The sequence below is a fragment of the Dictyobacter kobayashii genome, assembly GCF_003967555.1.
Classification (GTDB): Bacteria; Chloroflexota; Ktedonobacteria; order Ktedonobacterales; family Ktedonobacteraceae; genus Dictyobacter; species Dictyobacter kobayashii.
In genome coordinates this window covers 2349318-2370690 of the sequence record NZ_BIFS01000001.1, presented here as the reverse complement: position 1 = coordinate 2370690, position 21373 = coordinate 2349318, and the positions used below count along the sequence as shown (strand labels likewise).

16 protein-coding genes and 1 pseudogene are annotated in these 21373 nt (G+C 51.3%); all 17 read left to right on the top strand.

Features of this window, described 5'->3' with window-relative positions:
- Positions 1-324: 324 nt before the first annotated feature.
- The 17 genes and pseudogenes from EL645_RS10430 (at position 325) to rplV (ending at position 21365) form a co-directional block, all read left to right on the top strand.
- A complete protein-coding gene (locus tag EL645_RS10430; RefSeq protein ID WP_126549967.1) occupies positions 325-765 on the top strand; it encodes an RrF2 family transcriptional regulator in 441 nt (146 codons plus the stop codon).
- Between the two features lie 209 nt (positions 766-974).
- Positions 975-1361: a response regulator transcription factor gene (locus EL645_RS10425; RefSeq protein WP_126549966.1), complete on the top strand. Its 387-nt coding sequence runs from the start codon at positions 975-977 to the stop codon at positions 1359-1361.
- Positions 1362-1390: 29 nt separating this feature from the next.
- Entirely contained in the window at positions 1391-2362 is a 972-nt protein-coding gene (cysK, locus tag EL645_RS10420) for a cysteine synthase A (protein WP_126549965.1), read from the top strand.
- A 308-nt stretch (positions 2363-2670) separates the two neighbouring features.
- Positions 2671-3504: a hypothetical protein gene (locus EL645_RS10415; RefSeq protein WP_126549964.1), complete on the top strand. Its 834-nt coding sequence runs from the start codon at positions 2671-2673 to the stop codon at positions 3502-3504.
- An 832-nt stretch (positions 3505-4336) separates the two neighbouring features.
- The gene (rpoB, locus tag EL645_RS10410; protein ID WP_126549963.1) at positions 4337-7834 is read left to right on the top strand and encodes a DNA-directed RNA polymerase subunit beta; all 3498 of its coding nucleotides are present in this window, start codon (positions 4337-4339) and stop codon (positions 7832-7834) included.
- 114 nt (positions 7835-7948) lie between these two features.
- Positions 7949-12193: pseudogene (gene rpoC, locus EL645_RS10405) on the top strand (DNA-directed RNA polymerase subunit beta'); the annotation flags it as partial.
- 184 nt (positions 12194-12377) lie between these two features.
- A complete protein-coding gene (rpsL, locus tag EL645_RS10400) occupies positions 12378-12827 on the top strand; it encodes a 30S ribosomal protein S12 (protein ID WP_126549961.1) in 450 nt (149 codons plus the stop codon).
- 579 nt (positions 12828-13406) lie between these two features.
- Positions 13407-13877: a 30S ribosomal protein S7 gene (rpsG, locus tag EL645_RS10395; RefSeq protein ID WP_126549960.1), complete on the top strand. Its 471-nt coding sequence runs from the start codon at positions 13407-13409 to the stop codon at positions 13875-13877.
- Between the two features lie 9 nt (positions 13878-13886).
- Positions 13887-15965, top strand: a complete 2079-nt coding sequence (fusA, locus tag EL645_RS10390; protein WP_126549959.1) for an elongation factor G — start codon at positions 13887-13889, stop codon at positions 15963-15965.
- 310 nt (positions 15966-16275) lie between these two features.
- The gene (gene tuf, locus EL645_RS10385; RefSeq protein ID WP_126549958.1) at positions 16276-17481 is read left to right on the top strand and encodes an elongation factor Tu; all 1206 of its coding nucleotides are present in this window, start codon (positions 16276-16278) and stop codon (positions 17479-17481) included.
- Positions 17482-17568: 87 nt separating this feature from the next.
- Positions 17569-17886 carry a 30S ribosomal protein S10 gene (rpsJ, locus tag EL645_RS10380; protein WP_126549957.1) on the top strand — a complete coding sequence of 106 codons (318 nt, stop codon included), beginning with the start codon at positions 17569-17571 and terminating at the stop codon, positions 17884-17886.
- A 51-nt stretch (positions 17887-17937) separates the two neighbouring features.
- A complete protein-coding gene (rplC, locus tag EL645_RS10375; protein WP_126549956.1) occupies positions 17938-18735 on the top strand; it encodes a 50S ribosomal protein L3 in 798 nt (265 codons plus the stop codon).
- Positions 18736-18740: 5 nt separating this feature from the next.
- On the top strand, positions 18741-19442 hold the full coding sequence (gene rplD / locus EL645_RS10370; RefSeq protein WP_126549955.1) for a 50S ribosomal protein L4: 702 nt from the start codon (positions 18741-18743) through the stop codon (positions 19440-19442).
- A 17-nt stretch (positions 19443-19459) separates the two neighbouring features.
- The gene (rplW, locus tag EL645_RS10365) at positions 19460-19756 is read left to right on the top strand and encodes a 50S ribosomal protein L23 (RefSeq protein ID WP_126549954.1); all 297 of its coding nucleotides are present in this window, start codon (positions 19460-19462) and stop codon (positions 19754-19756) included.
- Between the two features lie 11 nt (positions 19757-19767).
- Positions 19768-20607, top strand: a complete 840-nt coding sequence (gene rplB / locus EL645_RS10360; RefSeq protein ID WP_126549953.1) for a 50S ribosomal protein L2 — start codon at positions 19768-19770, stop codon at positions 20605-20607.
- Positions 20608-20610: 3 nt separating this feature from the next.
- Positions 20611-20898, top strand: a complete 288-nt coding sequence (gene rpsS / locus EL645_RS10355; RefSeq protein WP_126549952.1) for a 30S ribosomal protein S19 — start codon at positions 20611-20613, stop codon at positions 20896-20898.
- 116 nt (positions 20899-21014) lie between these two features.
- Complete coding sequence (gene rplV / locus EL645_RS10350) at positions 21015-21365, top strand: 50S ribosomal protein L22 (protein ID WP_126549951.1); 351 nt, start codon at positions 21015-21017, stop codon at positions 21363-21365.
- The last annotated feature ends 8 nt before the right edge of the window (positions 21366-21373 follow it).

Below are 21373 nucleotides of genomic sequence, written 5' to 3'. Positions count from 1 at the left end.
GGAAGAGTTGTGCCTGTGTTTCTATGGTTCATTATAGATATGTCTGTGTATACCTGCAAGCCTTATGCTTCTGTTTACTGCTATTCTCAGCATAATTTAATCAATTTGGAGCTGTGCTTATCTCATGTTAAGCCGTATCATCCGGATAAGCCAACTTGAACAAGGATAAAAAAGTAAGTTGTACAGAAAGTTTACCAATTTAGTCAAGTTTAGCCTCGGATAGCGTTGAAAACCATTGACATGCATTCTCTACTGATATATCCTAAACACTAGATAAAAAGGTATCTAAATTCAGTCACTTTGCCCAAAGGAAAGGCCCCTACAATGAAGTTAACTATGAAGGGAGACTATGGCCTGAGAGCGATGCTCGATATGGCTGCGTATTACGGGCAAGGGCCGATTGAAAGCGCAGATATTGCGACCAGACAACACATTCCAGAGCAATATCTCGATCAAATCCTCATGGTGTTACGTAAAGAAGGGTTGGTGAAGAGTGTCCGTGGTCCAAAAGGCGGACATATGCTCGCGAAATCACCGAGTCAGATTACGATGGCACAGGTGATGCAGGCCCTTGAGGGATATGTTCCACCCATGGAATGTTTGCCCAACCCAGATTTTTGCAAGCTTTCTCCTGGTTGTGCCTTGCGAGATGTCTGGCAACAGATAGACGCCCTGACCCAACAAATACTTACTTCGACCACTATCGAGGAATTGGCTCAAAAGCATCGTACCGGTAGTACTGAAGAGACTATGTACTATATTTAATTCAGGTTCGCGATCCTAAGAAATTCTAACAGCGCATAACTGCGTGCTACTTATAATAATTCTTATAATATGCGCGCACGGGTCAACATCGGGAACACGATTGAAGCAAAAAGAGCCTGCGTAAGGCTTTTGTGCTTCTTCAGGGTGGGTAGAAGTGAGGGGTGGCATAAATGTGTATGTGGTGAATATGCAAAGGGGGATGGTAGCACGTGGCTGAAGCATTGGATGAGCGGAAACTGATCGCTATCGTTGAAGACGATCCACGATTGACAGAAATGTTCTGCGATGTGCTGAAGTTTTTTGGTCAGTGGCGAGTGCATATTTTTTCAGATGGACAGATAGCAAAAGATCAATTACCCCATGTTGGAGCAGACCTGGTACTGCTAGACGTGGGATTGCCCAGCTTAGATGGCGGCTCTCTCTATAAATATTTACGTGGTCATAGCAATACAAAGAACACACCAATCATTGTGATGACGGGCAGCCGCGACTGGGAATTGCATCGCATGGGATTACAGGCTGGCATTCTCCTCCGCAAACCATTTAACATGCAAGAATTGGTCAGCATTATCCGTGCATTACTACCGGAGGAGTAATTCTGCAGAAAGAAGGCTAGCAAATAGTTATGGTCCATTGGGCGAAAAATGCGACTGAGTTAGTTGGTCGTACTCCTCTGGTTGAATTACGACGTTTTGCTTCTGAAGAAGAAACTCCTGATGGGCAGCCTGGTGTACTGGCAAAGGTTTTAGCCAAACTGGAAATGTTTAGTCCGGGAGGAAGTTCTAAGGACCGGGTTGCCCTACAAATGATTTGCGAGGCCGAGATCCAGGGCTTATTGAGGCCTGGAAGCACCATTCTTGAGCCAACCAGTGGCAATATGGGTATCTCACTGGCGGCGATGGCGGCTGCGCGTGGTTATCATTGTATCCTCACTATGCCCGATACCGTCAGTCTGGAGCGCCGGCTCCTCTTGCAGCGTTTTGGGGCAGAGATTATTTTAACGCCTGCCGCCCAGGGTATGCGAGGCGCGATCAATAAAATTATTGAACTGCGTACCACCCTACCCAATAGCTGGTATCCCCAACAATTTTACAATCAGGCCAATCCGCGTGCTCATCGTGAAGGCACCGCAGTTGAAATCTGGGAACAGACAGCTGGTACAGTTGATATGGTCGTTATTGGAGTTGGTACCGGAGGCACCCTGACAGGGATAGCAGAAGGACTCCGTGCACGCAAACCCGAACTGGAAGTCATCGCCGTCGAACCGGCCACCTGCGCGGTCCTTTCTGGTGGTCGTCCGGGTCCTCATCGCATTGAAGGACTGGGTTCAGGTTTTATTCCAGACACCCTGCGTGTCGACCTGATCGACCGCGTGATCCCGGTTACCGATCATGATGCTGTTGACACCGCCATCCAGGTGATGAAAGACGAAGGCCTATCAATAGGCATTAGTAGTGGAGCGGTAGCCTGGGCATCCTTGCAAGAAGCCAGAAAAGAGCAAAACCGCGGCAAAGTGATCGTCACCGTCTTTCCCAGTGCGGCCGAGCGTTATTTGCAGACCATCCTATTCGATGATTTGCGTACCAACACACGCTAGACCTCCAAAAATTACAGATTTTCACTATATCTCCCAGGCAGCCACTTTTTGGGTATATGATGACACATCATGAAACATAACTCACAGAAACCAATCGTTTCCTTATTCGTAATAATATGAGGGAAGGTGTAGCACCAGGGAATCACCTGCGCAAAAACGACCCAGAACAACAAAATCTGATTATTTTTTGTCACTCTTGACATAGTCTGAATCGTTAAAGCATAGAGTGGAGAACGAACTAGAACGAGGTCTGTCCATTTGAACGAAGCATCATACAGACATATTCGATGTACATTAGGGGTAGAGTCATGATACAACCGGTAAAAGATACGTATCGTTTCGATTTAGCGCATTCACAATACCTACGCATCCGAAGGCTGGGTTGGTTATTTTTTCTCGCACTCATCGTAACGGCCATCGTAGGTGTCCTATGTGGCGCAGCCCTGTGGACGACTTACGTGCATAATGTTACACTATATTTAAAATGGCAAGACGCACTGGTTGCGCTCTCCTGGTTTATCTCCTTTGTCTCTATCTTAGGAAGTATCCTGGTCGTTCGTTTTCTGCACGCACTGCGTGAAGGGCACACGGCGGGCATGGTCACATTCGAAGGAAACAACACCATCACCGTTCGTGACCTCTCGGCCGAAAACATGAAGAGCATCTTCTGGATCATGAACAGTGCCTTCTGGTGTTTCGTGACCGCCTTGATAGGACTTGTCCCGGCGATCCTGGTTGGTTGGACCATGCATATCCCCTCACCAGTCTTAATGGTCGTCACCACCGGCCTGGCCATCTTATTGAGCCTGGCTGGCATCGTCGTTAGCATTGTCGCAACCTCATTTATCCTGGTTGGTTGTCTGGGTGGTATCTCATTTTGTCGTAAGCTGGGCTCCTCACACACATACCGGCTCAACGGACAAGCCACCATCCGCATCGACAACTTTGTGCTCACCATCAGTTATCCTGGCAACCCTGAGTCCCTGGTTGACCTCAATCTTCTCTCAACCCAGGACCAGCACCAACTATTATCTCTGCTCCACACACGCTGGGTGGATGCCAAACAAGTCTGGAATCCAGCCTTAGGTGAAGAGATAGCCCAGGCCCTCGAAGCCTCGAAGCGGCTTGTCAGCGTCGCATAAACAAACTATCAGGTAGGAAACCGCAGATGGGCCTCGACGGCTCATCTGCCAGGCTCTCTTCATTGTGAAGCAGCAATGAAGAGGTTTGATAAGATGCATGTCGTTGCTCTGGTTGGTTTTTCGAGCAGGAGCGGATAAAGCGGGGACAAGCTCCGCACGTACTGATTGTTGCGTTTGATTGTCGTAAAAAGGGGGAATAAAACGCCAATTTCTAGCGTTTAATACAACGAGAGAAAAAATCAGACGAGTTTTTTGCCACAGCTACAAAAAGTATTGACATATATTATCCGACGACGTATAATTATCACTTGCCAGTGTATGTATACTAGTAACAGTAGTGTTATAGCTGATTCATAACACAGGTAACGACGTAGGCCAAGAGACGAGACACATTACGAAACAACACATCACTCCCCAAAAAACGTGAGGATTACTATCATAAGCCACATGAAGTTGAACCTTCAGCCCACTTTCATGAGCTCAGCTCTGAAATGTAGCAGAATTTTCGGGTAGAGGGTACAATGTGGTATTTTTTGCTGTTTCGGTATTTAACCTGTGCCTGTAATCTTGGCAGCTAGCTTGTTTATCTCCACTGGAGGGGATAGTTGTGTGGGTGATTGGAAAAACAATCCGTAAGGGTAGAAGTGTAGGAGTAACCGCTTATTGCGATTGCAAGCGGTTACTTTTATTGTCATAGACCGTTTCACAACACAGGCATTATCATAAATCAATTATCTGTTTTTTTTTCCGTTTTCCGTTGCACTGAGAGGTGCGAATTGTCGTGTCTCTCAATTTCCTCTATGGGCGATTAGGTGAGAGGAGAATACCAAGTATGGCAGTAAGCACAAGGGCCGTTGCGCTCCCAGAGCGTGTATCCTTTGCACGTATCCCAGACATACGGCCTATGCCTGGCCTGATTCAGATTCAACTTGACTCCTTTGAGTGGTTTAAGAAAGAGGGTTTGCGCGAGCTTTTCGAAGAAATTTCTCCGATTGAAGACTTTACCGGCAAAAACCTGAGCTTAGAGTTTATTGTACCACCTGAACCATTTGGCAAGCCAAAGTATTCCGAGGACGAATGCCGCGATCGTGACGCCACGTTTGCTGCACCTCTTAATGTGAAGGCTCGCTTGATCAATAAAGAGACTGGTGAAATCATCGAGAAAGATGTCTTCATGGGTGATTTTCCCTTGATGACAACAGATGGTACATTCATCATTAATGGTGCTGAGCGTGTAGTAGTAAGTCAGCTGGTGCGTTCTCCTGGTGTCTACTTTACAGTAGATGAGGATGCGACCACTGGTAAAAAGCTCTTTGCGGCCAAACTGATTCCCGGGCGTGGTGCCTGGTTAGAGTTTGAGACCAGCAACAAAAATCTCTTAACCGTCAAGATTGACCGTAAGCGTAAAATTCCGGTGACCACCCTTTTACGAGCTATCTCCAGCCTGGCAAAAGACCAGTGGCATGCCGAAGATTTAGATCTATCGACCGACCAGGGTATCCTGGATGCCTTTGCTGGTGTCGATAATGATCCAGTTATACGCTATATTCAAGCAACCCTGGACCGTGATCCAGTGAAAAAAGAGGACGAGGCCCTCCTCGAACTCTATAAAAAATTACGTCCTGGCGATCCTGCTACATTAGATAACGCACGTTCCCTGGTAAAGAACTTATTCTTTAACCCACGTCGTTATGATCTGGGCAGTGTTGGTCGCTACAAACTCAACCGCAAATTGGACCTGGCTATCCCCCAGAGCCAGCGTATCCTGACGCAGGATGACCTGGTCAACATCATTCGCCGCCTGGTGTCATTAAACAATGGCCGTGGTCGCAAAGATGATATCGACCATCTGGGCAACCGCCGTGTCCGTTGTGTAGGTGAATTGATTCAGACGCAGTTCCGTGTTGGTCTGCTGCGTATGGAGCGTGTCGTCAAAGAGCGCATGAGCATTCAGGAGCCTGGACAGGCCACCCCGAACGCCCTTATCAACATCCGCCCGGTTGTGGCAGCGATGAAAGAGTTCTTTGGTGGTAGCCAGCTCTCGCAGTTCATGGACCAGACGAACGCCCTGGCAGAGATCGGACATAAACGCCGTCTCTCGGCCCTGGGTCCTGGTGGTCTCTCTCGTGAGCGAGCCGGATTTGATGTCCGTGACGTCCACGAATCCCACTATGGTCGTATCTGCCCAATTGAGACGCCTGAAGGTCCAAACATTGGATTGATTGGTAACCTGGCGACTTATGCGCAGATCAACCCCTATGGCTTCATCGAGACACCATACCGTAAAGTATATAAGCGCCTCAAGGCGAACGACCCCAACCTGATTGGACGTGAGTTCCGTGGTATCTTTGGCCGTGAGCGTGAAGCTGTCACGGACACAGATGGAACCGTCTTGATCGCGGCCCGGGATCGTGTACGTATCGACGAGGCATTATTCGCAAAACTTTCAGCTCTCCTGGGTGACGCACAGGTACGTGTGAAACCATTCGTTACCGATATGGTAGATTATCATACCGCCGATGACGAAGAGAACTTCTGGATCGCGCAGGCCAACGCCAAGCTTTCTGATAACGATGAGTTTGACGAAGATCGTGTGCTGGCTCGCTATCAGGGTGAGTTCTTCATGGAGAACTCTGACAATATTGACTACATGGACGTATCGCCGCGCCAGACTGTATCAGTTGCTACCGCACTGATCCCTTTCCTGGAGCATGACGACGTTAACCGAGCTCTGATGGGTGCAAACATGCAACGTCAGGCCGTGCCGTTGTTGCGTCCACAGTCGCCCATTTGTGGTACAGGTATTGAGCGCCAGATCGCGATTGATTCAGGCCAGGTGGTTGTGAGCCGTGTCAACGGTGAAGTGGTCACATCAACTGCGCGTCGCATCGAAGTCATGGATGAGCAGGGTGAGATCTACAGTCATCGCCTGCGCAAGTTTGTTCGCTCCAATGCTGGTACCTGTATTAACCAACGTCCGATTGTGAAAAAAGGTGACTATGTCACTGCTGGACAGGTTATTGCTGACAATACCTCGACCCAGGACGGCGAGTTGGCGCTAGGACAGAACATCCTCGTAGCTTTCATGAGCTGGGAAGGTGGTAACTTCGAAGACGCCATTCTGATCAGTGAGCGTATCGTGCACGAAGATCTCTTCACCTCAATCCACATTGAGAAATACGAGATCGACGCCCGCGACACCAAACTGGGACCGGAAGAGATTACGCGTGATATTCCAAACGTAGGTGAAGAAGGCCTGCGCAACCTGGATGAGCGCGGCATCATCTACGTCGGCGCCGAAGTTGGTCCTCAGGATATCCTGGTTGGTAAGATTACACCAAAGGGCGAAACCGAGCTGACCGCAGAAGAGAAACTGCTGCGTGCCATCTTCGGTGAAAAAGCCCGTGAAGTAAAAGACACATCTCTGCGCGTACCTCATGGTGAGCGCGGTAAGATCGTCGAGGTTAAAGTCTTCTCACGTGAGGCCGGTGACGAACTGCCTCCCGGAGTCAACCAGCTGGTCCGTGTCAGCATTGCGCAGAAGCGTAAGATCGGTGCCGGTGACAAAATGGCCGGGCGCCACGGTAATAAGGGTGTTATCTCCCGTGTATTGCCGATCGAAGACATGCCATTCTTGCCCGACGGCACGCCAGTGGACATCATCTTGAACCCACTAGGTGTACCTCACCGTATGAATATCGGTCAGATCATGGAAACCCACCTTGGCTGGGCTGCTGAAGCACTGGGCTTTAAAATAGCCACACCAGTGTTTGACGGTGCCACCGAGGAAGACATAGAAGAATTCCTGCGTCGTGCAGGTCTGCCTGAAACTGGTAAAGTCCAACTATACGACGGACGTACCGGCGAGCCATTCGACCATCCCATCACCGTAGGCTACAACTACATGTTGAAACTGGCCCACCTGGTGGAAGACAAAGTACACGCCCGTTCGACTGGTCCATACAGCTTAATTACGCAGCAGCCGCTGGGTGGTAAAGCGCAGTTTGGTGGACAGCGTTTCGGTGAAATGGAAGTGTGGGCACTTGAAGCTTATGGAGCCGCTCATATCCTCCAGGAAATCCTGACCGTCAAATCGGACGACGTTGTAGGCCGTGTCAAAACCTACGAGGCCATTGTGAAGGGTGAAAACATCATGGAGCCCGGCGTTCCAGAATCCTTCAAAGTGCTCGTAAAAGAATTGCAAAGCCTGGGCATTAATGTTGAGGTCCTGAACGAAGACGAGCAGAAGATCCAATTCGTCGAAGACACCTCTAACGATGTAATGCCGGAACTGGGTATTAATCTATCCGGTTTCGAGGGAGACCAATAGTATAGGGGCAATCAACAAGATTTTTGTTGAAAGCAAAAGGTTTTGTGTTAAAAAAGGAACGCGGAGCGGCAGGCATAAATGCCTGTCGCTAGCCCCTATCCCAGGAGAGGTAGCATGCTCGAAGTAAATGATTTTAACGCTATCCGTATCAGCCTCGCCAGCCCGGAGCAGATTCGTAGCTGGAGTTATGGTGAGGTCACGAAGCCGGAAACAATTAACTACCGTACACTGAAGCCAGAAAAAGATGGTTTGTTCTGTGAGCGTATCTTTGGACCAACCAAGGACTGGGAATGTTACTGCGGTAAATATAAAAGAGTCCGTTTCAAAGGCATCGTATGTGACAAGTGCGGTGTTGAAGTAGCCCGTTCAAAAGTGCGCCGTGAGCGTATGGGGCATATCGAACTGGCGTCACCTGTAAGCCATATCTGGTACTTCAAAGGTACCCCAAGCCGTATCGGTCTGCTGCTAGATCTCTCGCCCCGTAACCTGGAGCGCGTGCTGTACTTCGCGCTATACGTGGTTACCAATGTGGACGAAGAGGCTCGCCAGCGCGAACTGATGCGTCTGGATGAAGAGATGGCCGGTCTCGAACAGAATCTGGATGAGAAGATCGTTGAGCGTGTCAATGATCTGCGCACTCAGCGCGACTCAGCCCTGCGCGATAATGATCAGCGCTTCTCGCTGACTGATCGTCAGGAAGTAGAGCAGCGTCGTGAGAAGGACCTCGAAGAGGCTCGTCATGCCGAGAGCGAGACCCTGAACCTGTTACGCGCAAGTATTGGAAAGACCACTGAAGAAGATATCTTCTTCAGCCCCACCGACCAGATTATCGTCAAGCAAGGTGATACCGTCACATCGAAGCACCTGGACGTCCTGGAGCGTGTGGCCGAAGCTTCCCGCAACGCTATTGCCGAGCAGGCGCGCCGCGAACTTGAAGGTGCCCAATCGGAAGGCAAACGTGAAGCCGACCGCTTATCAATCGAATTCCAGAGTCAGATCGACTCCGCGCAGACGCAACTTGAGCGCGAGCGCAACGAGTCCCGCCAGCGCATTGAGCAGCTGCGCCGTGACCTGGAAGGTCTGAAAAAGATGGACCTGTTGCAGGAGAATCGCTATCGCGAACTAAAAGACAACTTCAGCGATGTCTTCCGTGCAGGCATGGGTGCAGAAGCCGTACGTGAGTTAATCTCCGGCATTGACCTGGAGAAACTGGCCAATGACCTGCGCCACGAGATTGGAAATACAGTTGGACAGCGCCGCAAGAAGGCCACCAAGCGTCTGAAAGTGGTTGAAGCATTCCGCAAGTCGAACACCTCGCCTGAGTGGATGATCATGACTGTCCTGCCAGTGTTGCCCCCGGATCTACGTCCGATGGTGCAGTTGGATGGTGGACGTTTCGCCACCTCTGACCTCAACGATCTCTATCGTCGTGTCATCAACCGTAACAATCGTCTCAAACGCCTGCTTGAGCTGGGTGCACCTGAGATCATTATTCGTAACGAAAAACGTATGCTGCAAGAAGCCTGCGATGCCCTGATCGATAATGGTCGCCGTGGTCGTGCCGTGGCTGGCTCTGGTAACCACAAGTTAAAGAGCCTTTCCGACATGCTCAAAGGTAAGCAAGGACGTTTCCGTCAGAACCTGCTCGGTAAACGTGTTGACTACTCCGGTCGTTCGGTTATCGTAGTAGGACCAGACCTGAAGTTGCATCAATGTGGTCTGCCAAAACGTATGGCATTGGAGCTCTTCAAGCCATTCGTCATGCGCAAACTGGTCGAGCAAAACTTTGCTCACAACATCAAGAGTGCTAAACGCTTTGTTGAGCGTGTCAAACCAGAAGTCTGGGATGTATTGGAAGAGGTCATCAAAGACCATCCAGTGCTATTGAACCGCGCCCCAACGCTGCACAGGCTTGGTATTCAGGCCTTTGAAGCGGTCCTGGTTGAGGGTAGTGCCATCCAGCTCCACCCGCTCGTCTGTTCAGCCTTTAACGCTGACTTTGACGGTGACCAGATGGCCGTACACGTGCCACTGTCTGACAAAGCTCAGGACGAGGCGCGTCAGTTTATGATGTCGACCCGCAACCTGCTCTCACCGGCCCACGGTGAGCCATCGATCGGCGCTAGCCAGGATATGGTGCTGGGTTGTTTCTACCTGACGCAGGAGCGCCCCAATAAAAAGGGCGAGGGCCGTGTCTTTACCGACGCTGGTGAAGCCCTGCTGGCCTTCCAGCATGGTGTTGTTGATCTACAAGCTCCGATCAAGGTCCGTATGGGTGAGATCGACGTTTATGATCAGCCGCCCCCTGAAAAGGTCACGCTGCACTCAATGAACAAGCCAGTGACCACAACGGTTGGACGTATCATTTTCAACGAAGCTCTGCCGGAGCGCCTACGTTTCAAGAACTACGTCATGAAGAAGGAGAACTTGAAACAGGTCATTGGCGAATGCTTCAAAGAATATGGTCGTGCCAAGACAACCGACCTGGCCGATGAAATCAAGCGCCTTGGTTTCTACTATGCAACCAAAGCTGGCGCCACCTTTGCTATCAGTGATGTCAAAGTCCCTGCTGGCAAGACAGAAGAATTGGCCAAAGCGGACGTCAAAATCGCCGAGCTGGAAGAGCAGTTCCATGATGGACTCATCACCGAGAACGAAAAATACCAGCAGACGATCTCGACCTGGAACGAAGCCACCGACAACGTCCAGAAAATGGTACGTTCGGTCCTCGATCCATTCGGTTCCATTTACACTATTGCTGAATCGGGAGCCACTAAAGCGAAGTTCCAGCAGATCCGACAGTTGTCAGGTATGCGCGGACTGATGGCCAGTCCATCAGGACGTATCATGGACATTCCTGTACGTGGTAACTTCCGTGAAGGCTTGAGTGTATTGGAGTACTTTATCAGTACCCACGGAGCCCGAAAAGGTCTGGCTGACACCGCCTTGAGAACAGCGGAATCTGGTTACCTGACACGTCGTCTGATCGACGTAGCCCAGGACGTTATCGTTACCGAAGAAGATTGTGGAACCACAGAAGGCATCTTGATCACCGAGTTCGACTCAAAGGATATGGGTCTGGAGAACTCGCGCGGCCGCCTCGTTGGACGTGTGCTGGCTGAAGAGATTCCTGAGCTGCCGCATCTGGAGCCCGGTGAAGAGCTCACCGATGACGACGTAAACGAGATTGTCACTGCTAGTATCAAAGCTGTACGTGTACGTTCGGCCCTGAACTGTCTGGCACGTCGCGGCATCTGCCGTAAGTGTTATGGCCGTGACCTGGCAGCCAACGCCCTGGCTCGTATTGGAGCCGCTGTAGGTATTGTAGCCGCGCAATCCATTGGTGAGCCTGGAACACAGCTGACCATGCGTACCTTCCACACTGGTGGTATCGCAGGAGCGCAAGGTGACATTACCCAGGGTCTACCGCGCGTCGAAGAACTCTTTGAAGCTCGTGTACCAAAGGATAAAGCAGATATCAGCGAAATCGATGGTATCGTTGAGATCGTCAAGGACGAGGCCACTGGTGCTCGTACTGTACGAATCGTCTCAACTAACATCTTCTTCGACGAATATCCATTGCCCAAAGACGCAGATGTAAAGATCGTGGTCAACGAGCACGATCATGTGCAGAAGGACCAGATCATTGCCCTCATCGCCGCTGAAAACGGCAGTGAGCCAATGCCGGTCATGGCGCGTACAGATGGCGAAGTCATCCTGAACGAGGATGGAATCTCAATTCGCTTCGAGGAGCGAGAAGAGCGCAGTTATCCAGTGCCTGCATCGCGCAACATCGCCGTCACAGATGGTCAGAAGATTCAGGCGGGTACCCCGATCACTTCTGGTCAGAGAGACCCACAGGATGTCTTACGCATCCAGGGACGTGAGGCGGTCCAGCTGTACCTCACCAAAGAAGTGCAGCGCGTCTACCGTAACACTGGTGTGTACATCCATGACAAACACATCGAGGTCATCGTGCGACAAATGCTGCGTCGCGTCAAAGTCGATGAGCCCGGTGACACTGACATGCTTCCGAACGACCTGGTGGATCGTTTCGTGTATGCTGATACCAATGCCCGCGTCCTGGCTGAAGGTGGTGAGCCCGCCAAAGCCTCAACCGTCCTGCTTGGTGTCACTAAAGCATCACTGAACACCGACAGCTTCCTGGCGGCCGCCTCCTTCCAGGAGACGACACGTGTGCTGACCGAAGCCGCGATCGAAGCCCAGACCGACCACCTGATTGGTTTGAAAGAAAATGTCATTATCGGTAAGTTGATACCGGCCGGTTCGGGTATTGCCCAACGCCGCCGTGATCAGATTGCTCGCCAGCAAGCCGCAGCAGCAGCGCGCGTGGCGGCAGCCCCCGTCGTTGCAGGTGCCATTGCCAGTACCCCGGTTGGAGCGAGTGCCCCACTTGGCCTGACACTTGACAGCGAAGATAATGAGTGATAATATATGCAATCGCATATGTGTGATAGAGATAACGCGGATAGCAACCCTATCCGCGTAAACTTAGAACAACGAGGACAGGGAGGATTGTTCCTTGCCGACAATTAATCAATTGGTCCGAAAGGGCCGTTCGAACAAGCAGAAAAAGGTGAAGGCCCCCGCGTTGCTGTATTCGTACAACGCGCTGAAGAACAGGACCTCCCGCCTGCGTGGGTCACCCCAGAAGCGTGGTGTCTGCACCCAGGTACGTACGATGACGCCCAAGAAGCCGAATTCAGCGATGCGTAAAATTGCTCGTGTTCGTCTTTCAAACCAGATGGAAGTTACTGCATATATTCCAGGTGAAGGGCATAATTTACAGGAGCACTCAGTAGTGCTCATCCGTGGCGGTCGTGTAAAAGACCTGCCAAGTGTCCGCTATCATATTGTTCGCGGCACACTGGACAGCGAAGGCGTTTCAAAGCGTCGTCGTGGTCGCTCAAAGTATGGGGCCAAGCGTCCGAAACCCGGACAGGCAGCCGCTCCAACAAAGGGCAAGAAGTAAGGATACGCAGTAGTTAATTGCGGGGGATGGTGAGGAATACCGCATGTCGCCCGCCCGCTAAGGCCCGGTGCAAGAGTCGTGCACGACGTAAAGGCGCGACCCTATTTCAACGGGAAAAGGATACTGCATAAGGTCAGTAAATCACACGTCATCGTAGACGGGTACACAGCCAGACAGACGGTATGGTACCCGTCGCATTACGATGATAGTCGGGTGTTCTCCTGGTTCAGTCAATTCGATCCGATGGCGAGAATCACGACAGTGGATCGGAAGGACAGTAGCTATCTGAAATGTGGAAAGGCACCCGCGTGTAGGCGTTCGAAGAAGGTCAAGGCGCTCACGCCTTCGATCGAATCGACGCCTTTTCTGGTGTCCGCTAGGTACCTCACACGGGGATGGGCGCTTGAAACATAGCAGTCTAGTTACTGTGTTAGTCAAGCATGTTTGATGTGAAGAAGTCTTCCACCAGAACCTAAGGGAAAACGCGAAAACCAGAGATCATAATGGTCCAGCCCCTGCGGTGGGGGTACGATTGACGAGAAGCAAGCAGATCCGAATGACACACTGAGGAGGCAGAACATGCCAAGACGTAAGAGAGTGGTGCGAAGACCGGATGTACCAGATGCCAAGTACAAGAGCCGAAATGTAGCCCGCTTCGTGAACAAAATGATGATTGATGGCAAGCGCAGCCTTGCCGAGCGCATTATCTATGATGCGTTCGAGTCTATTGAAGCCAAGCAGAAGCGTCCTCCCATCGAGGTATTCGAGCAGGCTTTAAGAAATGCCACGCCAAGCATCGAGGTGAAGCCTCGTCGTGTTGGTGGCTCGACATATCAGGTGCCGGTTGATGTACGGAAAGATCGTGGAAACGCCCTCGCTATGCGCTGGCTGATCAAATCTTCCCGTTCACGCAATGGTCGCTCGATGGCTGAGAAGCTGGCTAGCGAATTAATGGATGCAGCAGCGGGTCAGGGTGCAACCATTAAAAAACGTGAGGAGACCCACAAGATGGCGGAGTCCAACAAAGCCTTCGCTCATTATCGCTGGTAAAAACACATCATGGCAAGAGAATATCCACTCGACAAAACACGAAATATTGGTATCATCGCTCATATTGACGCTGGTAAAACGACCACCACTGAGCGTATCCTGTTCTACACCAAGAAGATCCACCGTATTGGTGAGGTGCATGAAGGGGCTGCGACGATGGACTGGATGGCGCAGGAGCAAGAGCGTGGCATTACGATTACATCGGCTGCTACCACCTGTTTCTGGCAGGACCACCGTATCAATATCATTGATACTCCGGGACACGTAGACTTTACCGCTGAAGTCGAGCGCTCACTGCGCGTTCTCGACGGTGGCGTAGTAGTCTTCGACGGTGTCGCTGGTGTAGAGCCACAGTCCGAGACTGTATGGCGCCAGGCCGACAAGTACAACGTTCCCCGCATGTGCTTTGTAAACAAGCTAGACCGCACGGGTGCTGATTTCTGGCGCTGTGTGGACATGATCGGAGATCGCTTAACGAAACATGCTCTTCCGATTCAGATCCCGATTGGTATGGAGTCCGATTTCAAAGGGTATATCGACCTTTTGGAACAGAAGGCCATCGTTTACACGGATGATAAGGGGACAACGTCAAAATTCGTTGACATCCCAGAGGATCTTCAGGAAACATACGAGCAGCGTCGTGAGTCTCTGATTGAGAAGATCGCCGAGACTGACGAAGAGCTAACCCTGAAATATCTCGAGGGAGAAGAGATCTCCAAAGAAGAGCTGCTTGCAGCCCTGCGCAAAGCCACTATCGCGAACAAAATAGTACCGGTACTGTGTGGTAGCTCCTTGAAAAACAAGGGCGTTCAGGCTATGCTTGATGCAGTGGTCGCATTCTTGCCTTCTCCATTGGATATCGAGCTTCCAACCGGCATCAATCCTGATACCGAAGAGCAGATAACTCGTGAAGTTTCGGACGATGCACCATTTAGCGCACTGGTGTTTAAGATTGTCTCTGACCCATTTGTCGGTAGACTTTCCTATCTGCGTGTCTATTCTGGTACAATGACTAAAGGTGGCTCGATGGAAAACTCTACCAAGGGTAAAACCGAGCGCATTGGTCGTTTGCTGCGAATGCATGCTAACCACCGCGAAGATATCGATGAGATTCGCGCCGGTGACATCTGTGCCGCAGTTGGTCTGCGTAACACCTTCACTGGTGACACGCTCTCCGATCCACAGCAGCCGATCGTCCTGGAGTCGATCCAGTTCCCAGAGCCGGTAATCGAATTGGCCGTTGAGCCAAAGACGCGTGCCGACCAGGAAAAGATGGGCGTTGCTCTTGGTAAGCTGGCTGAAGAAGATCCAACTTTCCGCGTACATACCGACGAAGAGAGTGGTCAGACCATTATCGCTGGTATGGGTGAGTTGCACCTGGACGTATTGACCGATCGCCTCTTCCGCGAATTCAAAGTTGAGGCTAATGTTGGTCGTCCGCAGGTAGCGTATCGCGAAACGATCACGAAACAGGCACAGGCACAAGGTAAGCATGTTCGTCAGACTGGTGGACATGGACAATACGGTGATGTCTGGCTGCGTGTTGAGCCAAACGAGACAGGTAAAGGCTTCGAGTTCGTCAACGGCATCGTTGGTGGTGTGGTTCCGAAGGAATACATCAAGCCAGTTGAAAACGGTGTCAGAGAGACATTGGAGAACGGTGTTATTGCCGGTTTCCCAATGATCGATGTCAAAGTCACCCTGTATGATGGTTCATACCACGATGTAGACTCAAGTGAAATGGCCTTTAAAACCGCTGGTTCGATTGGTATCAAAAACGCGGTTGCCAAGGCTGCACCAATTATCCTTGAGCCAATGATGAAAGTCGAAGTCACGACTTCCGAAGAATTCTATGGTGATGTAATTGGCGATCTTAACCGTCGCCGTGGTATCATTCAGGGAATGGAAACCCGTGGGGCGACGAGTGTGGTGCGTGGTCATGTTCCTCTTTCCGAAATGTTCGGCTACGTGAACGACCTCCGTTCTATGACCAGTGGACGCGCGGCATACACGATGGAGTTCTCGCACTATGATCCAGTGCCAAAGAACCTGTCGGACGAGATTATCGCCAAGCGCTCAGCTAAATAAGCGGTAACAATGATCGATGAGGGGTGCTAGCATTGGTGCCCCTCGCAACGAGATAGGTAAAACTGGGAGATATTTTTTCCTCCCATCACCTCCTGTCAGTAACAACTTCTGAGAGCATTCAGAAAACACCACCTTGTGGTCTGCGCTGCATGCCATCTGAGTGCGAGGAAGTACTTAAACATCGCAAACATTCATTAATGTACTTTGCAAACTCGGTGCCGAATTCAGGGAACAGGCCTACCGGGTGAAAGTATCTTAAAAGATGTGTCCTGCACGTTCGCAGGATGATAAAAAAATAAGAGGGATTGACATGGCGAAGAAAAAGTTCGAGCGGACAAAGCCGCATGTGAACATTGGAACCATTGGACACATTGACCATGGCAAGACTACCCTGACTGCAGCAATCACCAAAGTATTGTCTGCTGCTCAGCTTGCCAAATATACAGCATTCGACCAGATCGACAAAGCTCCCGAAGAGCGCGAGCGTGGTATCACCATCTCGATTGCTCACCTGGAGTATGAGACTGAGAAGCGCCACTATGCGCACGTCGACTGCCCTGGTCACGCTGACTACATTAAAAACATGATCACCGGTGCCGCTCAGATGGACGGTGCCATCCTCGTAGTGAGTGCTCCTGACGGCCCAATGCCTCAGACCCGTGAGCACGTACTGCTTGCTCGTCAGGTAGAAGTGCCATCGATGGTGGTCTTCCTCAATAAAGTCGACATGATGGATGACGAAGAGTTGCTAGAGTTGGTTGAGTTGGAAGTGCGCGAACTGCTCTCCAAAAACCAGTTCCCTGGCGACGACATCCCCGTTGTCCGTGGTTCAGCCCTGGGTGCTCTTGAGAGCAAGGGCGACCTGTCTCGTAACGATCCAGCTGCCAAGTGCATCTGGGAACTGATGGACCAGGTTGACTCCTACATCCCAACACCTCCACGTCCTACCGACCAGCCATTCTTGATGCCTGTTGAGGACGTCTTCGGTATTAAAGGTCGCGGTACTGTCGCGACCGGTCGTATCGAGCGTGGTATCGTCAAAACCGGCGACAATATCGAGATCGTCGGTATCCAGGAAGCCACCCGTTCAGTCGTGGTAACTGGCGTTGAAATGTTCCAGAAGACCCTGGACTCCGGCATGGCCGGTGACAACGTTGGTTGTCTGCTGCGTGGTGTTGAGCGTACCGACATCGAGCGCGGTCAGGTATTGGCCAAGCCCGGTTCGATCAAACCGCACAAGAATTTCCTGGCCCAGGTCTATGTCCTCTCCAAAGAAGAGGGCGGCCGTCACACACCATTCTTCAATGGCTATCGTCCTCAGTTCTATGTTCGTACCACGGACGTAACTGGCGCGATCAAATTGCCAGAGGGTGTTGAAATGGTTATGCCTGGTGATAACATCGAAATGACGGTGGAGTTAATCCAGCCGGTCGCCATGGAAGAAGGCGTAAAATTCGCCATCCGCGAAGGTGGCCGAACCGTTGGTGCTGGTATCTGCACAAAGGTAATCAGCTAAGCTAAGCAAAAAAGGGTCATGGACACTGCTCAGGCAAAATGTATGAGCAAAATCGCCCTCTGACCCTATCCGTATCAGGAGAGAAAAATGGCTACGGGAGTGAAACAGCGTATCCGCATTCGCCTCAAGGCATTCGATCATCGCATCTTAGATCAGTCGGCGATTCAGATCGTGGATACAGCGCAACAGACGGGGGCACGAGTCTCAGGGCCAGTGCCGCTGCCAACCGAGATCGATAAGTACACCGTGATGCGTTCACCGTTTATCGACAAGGATGCTCGCGAACAGTTCGAGATTCGTACACACAAACGTCTGATCGACATCATCGATCCGACCAACAAAACTGTTGAAGCCCTGACACGTTTGAACCTGCCCGCAGGCGTGGATATCGAAGTTAAACTGTAGGGATTGCCAAGGAAGCAAATGCTATCCCTATAGTGAGGAGAGGTAAAGAATATGCTGAATGCATTGTTGGGCAGGAAGGTCGGCATGACCCAGATATTTGGGCCCAATGGAACAGCCATTCCAGTCACTATCATCGAGGCTGGTCCTTGTGTTGTGACACAGGTAAAGACTGCAGCCCGTGATGGTTACGAAGCGGTACAGCTTGGTTTTGAGCAGAAGGCTACCAAGAATGTCACCCGCCCAGAACTGGGTCATCTTGGACACAGCCTGCCGTTATTGAAGGCACAGCGCAAAGCGTTGCAGACCCATCAGCAAGAGCAACGCACAGAGGGTGCGGAAGCAGAGACTGCGACCGACACCAAAAAGAACAGCAAGCAGATCCAGAAGCTGTTAAAGGTTCAAGCGAACCGCCAGCGTCGTCCCGGCCCAAGCCTTGGTCCATTCCGTGTCTTACGTGAAGTAGGACTGGATGCCAGTAGCGAAGGCGTCGAGTTAGGCGCAGAGTTTAACGTCAGCCTGTTCAGGGATGGCGAGTCAGTTGACATCGTTGGAACCACCAAAGGTAAAGGTTTCCAGGGCGGCGTCAAACGACACGGATTTAGTGGCGGCCCCAAGACCCATGGTCAGTCGGACCGACACCGTGCTCCAGGCTCCATTGGTTCAGGTACCACGCCAGGTCGTGTTCTTAAAGGGACCCGCATGGCTGGACAAATGGGTAATGTGCGCGTGACAGCGAAGAAATTGCAAGTAATACAAGCTGATCCTGAGCGCAACCTGCTGGTGGTCAAGGGTTCGGTGCCTGGTGCCAATGGCGGCTTGCTCATGATTAAAAAGCATGTGATGAGGTAACCGAAATGCCCTCGACTACAGTGTATAATCTGGCCGGTGAGGCCATAGAACAGCTCGAACTGAGCGAGCAGGTGTTCGGAGTCACCCCAAATATGGCGGTTCTCCACCAGGTTGTGACAGCACAACTGGTTAATCGCCGACAGGGTAACGCCTCAACCAAGACTCGCAGTGAAGTAGCTGGCGGAAATAAAAAACCGTATCGGCAAAAAGGAACAGGCCGTGCGCGACAGGGTAGCACCCGTTCGCCACAGTTCCGTCACGGTGGTACCGTATTTGGTCCTCGACCACATACTTATCATCACGACGTACCTAAGAAAATGCGCCGCCTGGCTATCCGCTCTGTCCTATCGGACAAAGTTGCCAACGAAAGCTTGATCGTCCTGAAGGATCTGGTCCTGGATACTCCTCGAACCAAAGACATGTTGACGATCCTGAGCAAATTGCCTAACAGCGCAGGCAAAAAAGTGCTCATGATGTTGCCACAGCGCGACGAAAACGTTGTATTATCGGCGCGAAACATTCCGACCGCCAAAGTGCAGCACGTCTCCTCCATTAATGTTGTGGAGTTGCTGAAGCATGATTATGTAGTGATGCCTGTGAAAACCGTGCGCTGGATTGAAATGGTTTTCGGCGAAGGCTTAAGTGCGGAAGAAGCGACCTTAAAGCTCGCTGACGAAGCCGCTACAAGCGCCGGAAGCGAAGCGTAAGGCGAGGAGGAGAGACTGTGGAGATCACAGAAATACTGCGCCGAGGTATCGTGACCGAGAAATCGGTCAAGTTGCAAGAGCGAAACCAGTATACCTTTGAAGTGGCAATCAATGCCAACAAGATTGATGTCCGACGGGCGGTTGAGCAACTGTTCAACGTAAAAGTTGTAGCGGTTAACGTGCTGCGCATGCCTGGCAAGCCACGACTGATCCGTCGACGTGGTGCTGCTCCTCGACCTGTTGAGGCCCGCGAATGGAAGAAAGCGATTGTCACCCTTGCTAAGGGTGAATCAATCGATGCATTAAAGGCATAGGGGATTGAGAGATGCCAACTAGACAGTATCGACCAACATCTCCTGGACGTCGCGGTATGTCGGTATCGACCTTTGAGGAGATCACCAAGACACGACCAGAGAAATCTCTGACGGTAAAGCTGAAAAAGCATGCCGGACGTAACAACCAGGGTAAGATTACGACCCGCCACCATGGTGGTGGTGCCAAACGAGCCTACCGTATCATTGACTTTAAGCGCAACAAGCTTGGGGTTCCTGCCCGCGTGGCAGCGATCGAGTATGATCCCAATCGTACAGCGCGCATTGCCCTGTTGCACTATGTAGATGGCGAGAAGCGTTATATCATCGCTCCTCTTGGCCTGCAGGTTAATGACCGTGTTGAGGCTGGCCCGGAAGCCGACATTCGTGTTGGTAACGCCCTGCCTCTGAAGAACATCCCAACCGGTACCACAATCCATAACATTGAGATGGAGCGTGGTCGCGGTGGTCAGCTCTGCCGCGGTGCTGGTGTCGGTGCACAGTTGATGGCTAAAGAAGGCGATTACGCCCTTCTGCGCTTGCCTTCGGGCGAGCAGCGCCGGGTCCATATCCTGTGTATGGCAACCATCGGTCAGGTCGGCAATGTTGACCATGAGAACCAGAGCATTGGTAAGGCCGGACGTTCACGTCACCTCGGTCGCCGTCCAACCGTTCGTGGATCTGTTATGAACCCACGTGACCATCCTCATGGTGGTGGTGAGGGTCGCGCACCTATTGGTGGTAAGCCACAGACACCCTGGGGCAAGCCAGCGATGGGCTTCAAGACTCGCAGAAACAAGAGAACGGACCCCTTCATTGTCCGACGCCGCAATGCAGGCAGGAGGAGGAAGTAATCTATGTCTCGCTCAAGAAAAAAAGGGCCATATATTCATGAGTCGCTCAGGAAGAAAATCCTGGTTATGCGCAAGACTGGCGACCGCCGTGTGATCAAGACCTGGTCCCGCGCATCAATGATCTTCCCCGAAATGGTTGGGATGACCATTGGAGTCCATAACGGCAAGACTCATGTACCAGTTTTCGTCAGTGAAAACATGGTTGGTCACAAACTAGGTGAATTTGCCCCCACCCGCCACTATCGTGGCCATGCTGGCGGCAAGAATGAAAAAACCACCAACGTCCGTTAGTGGTAAGTTAAGTGGCTCAAGCGGTGAGCCCTCCGAGGATACTAGGGACCTGAAGTGACTGTCCCAGGGGCCGACCAAAGAGTGCCCCTTCCTCGGGGTATATTGTGAGGTTAGAGATGCAAGTCAGGGCTATTGCAAAAGATATCGGCATTCCGCCGCGCAAGATGCGTCTGGTTACGAACGCGGTGAAAGGGCTTCGGGTAAATGAGGCTCTGGCTATTCTCCAGTTCTTGCCAAACGCTGGCGCGACACCTGTAAGCAAGGTAGTGGCTTCAGCCGCGGCAAATGCGGAGAATAACTACAATCTCAATCCAGATGACCTGTATATTCTTAATATTGTGGCGGATGATTCGTTCCGGATTAAACGTGTGAAACCACGGTCACATGGTCGGGCGGCTCGTATTTTACGTCGCTTCTGTCATGTCACAGTGATTGTCTCAGATGATCCGGCAGACGCTGGTCGTTAGAGACTACT

Coding starts and splice junctions, on each gene's coding strand:
- rpoB (WP_126549963.1), top strand. CDS start 4,337: ATGGCAGTAAGCACAAGGGCCGTTGCGCTCCCAGAGCGTGTATCCTTT.
- rplV (WP_126549951.1), top strand. CDS start 21,015: ATGCAAGTCAGGGCTATTGCAAAAGATATCGGCATTCCGCCGCGCAAG.
- fusA (WP_126549959.1), top strand. CDS start 13,887: ATGGCAAGAGAATATCCACTCGACAAAACACGAAATATTGGTATCATC.
- rplB (WP_126549953.1), top strand. CDS start 19,768: ATGCCAACTAGACAGTATCGACCAACATCTCCTGGACGTCGCGGTATG.
- rpsJ (WP_126549957.1), top strand. CDS start 17,569: ATGGCTACGGGAGTGAAACAGCGTATCCGCATTCGCCTCAAGGCATTC.
- rpsG (WP_126549960.1), top strand. CDS start 13,407: ATGCCAAGACGTAAGAGAGTGGTGCGAAGACCGGATGTACCAGATGCC.
- cysK (WP_126549965.1), top strand. CDS start 1,391: ATGGTCCATTGGGCGAAAAATGCGACTGAGTTAGTTGGTCGTACTCCT.
- rplD (WP_126549955.1), top strand. CDS start 18,741: ATGCCCTCGACTACAGTGTATAATCTGGCCGGTGAGGCCATAGAACAG.
- rpsS (WP_126549952.1), top strand. CDS start 20,611: ATGTCTCGCTCAAGAAAAAAAGGGCCATATATTCATGAGTCGCTCAGG.
- EL645_RS10430 (WP_126549967.1), top strand. CDS start 325: ATGAAGTTAACTATGAAGGGAGACTATGGCCTGAGAGCGATGCTCGAT.
- EL645_RS10415 (WP_126549964.1), top strand. CDS start 2,671: ATGATACAACCGGTAAAAGATACGTATCGTTTCGATTTAGCGCATTCA.
- rplC (WP_126549956.1), top strand. CDS start 17,938: ATGCTGAATGCATTGTTGGGCAGGAAGGTCGGCATGACCCAGATATTT.
- tuf (WP_126549958.1), top strand. CDS start 16,276: ATGGCGAAGAAAAAGTTCGAGCGGACAAAGCCGCATGTGAACATTGGA.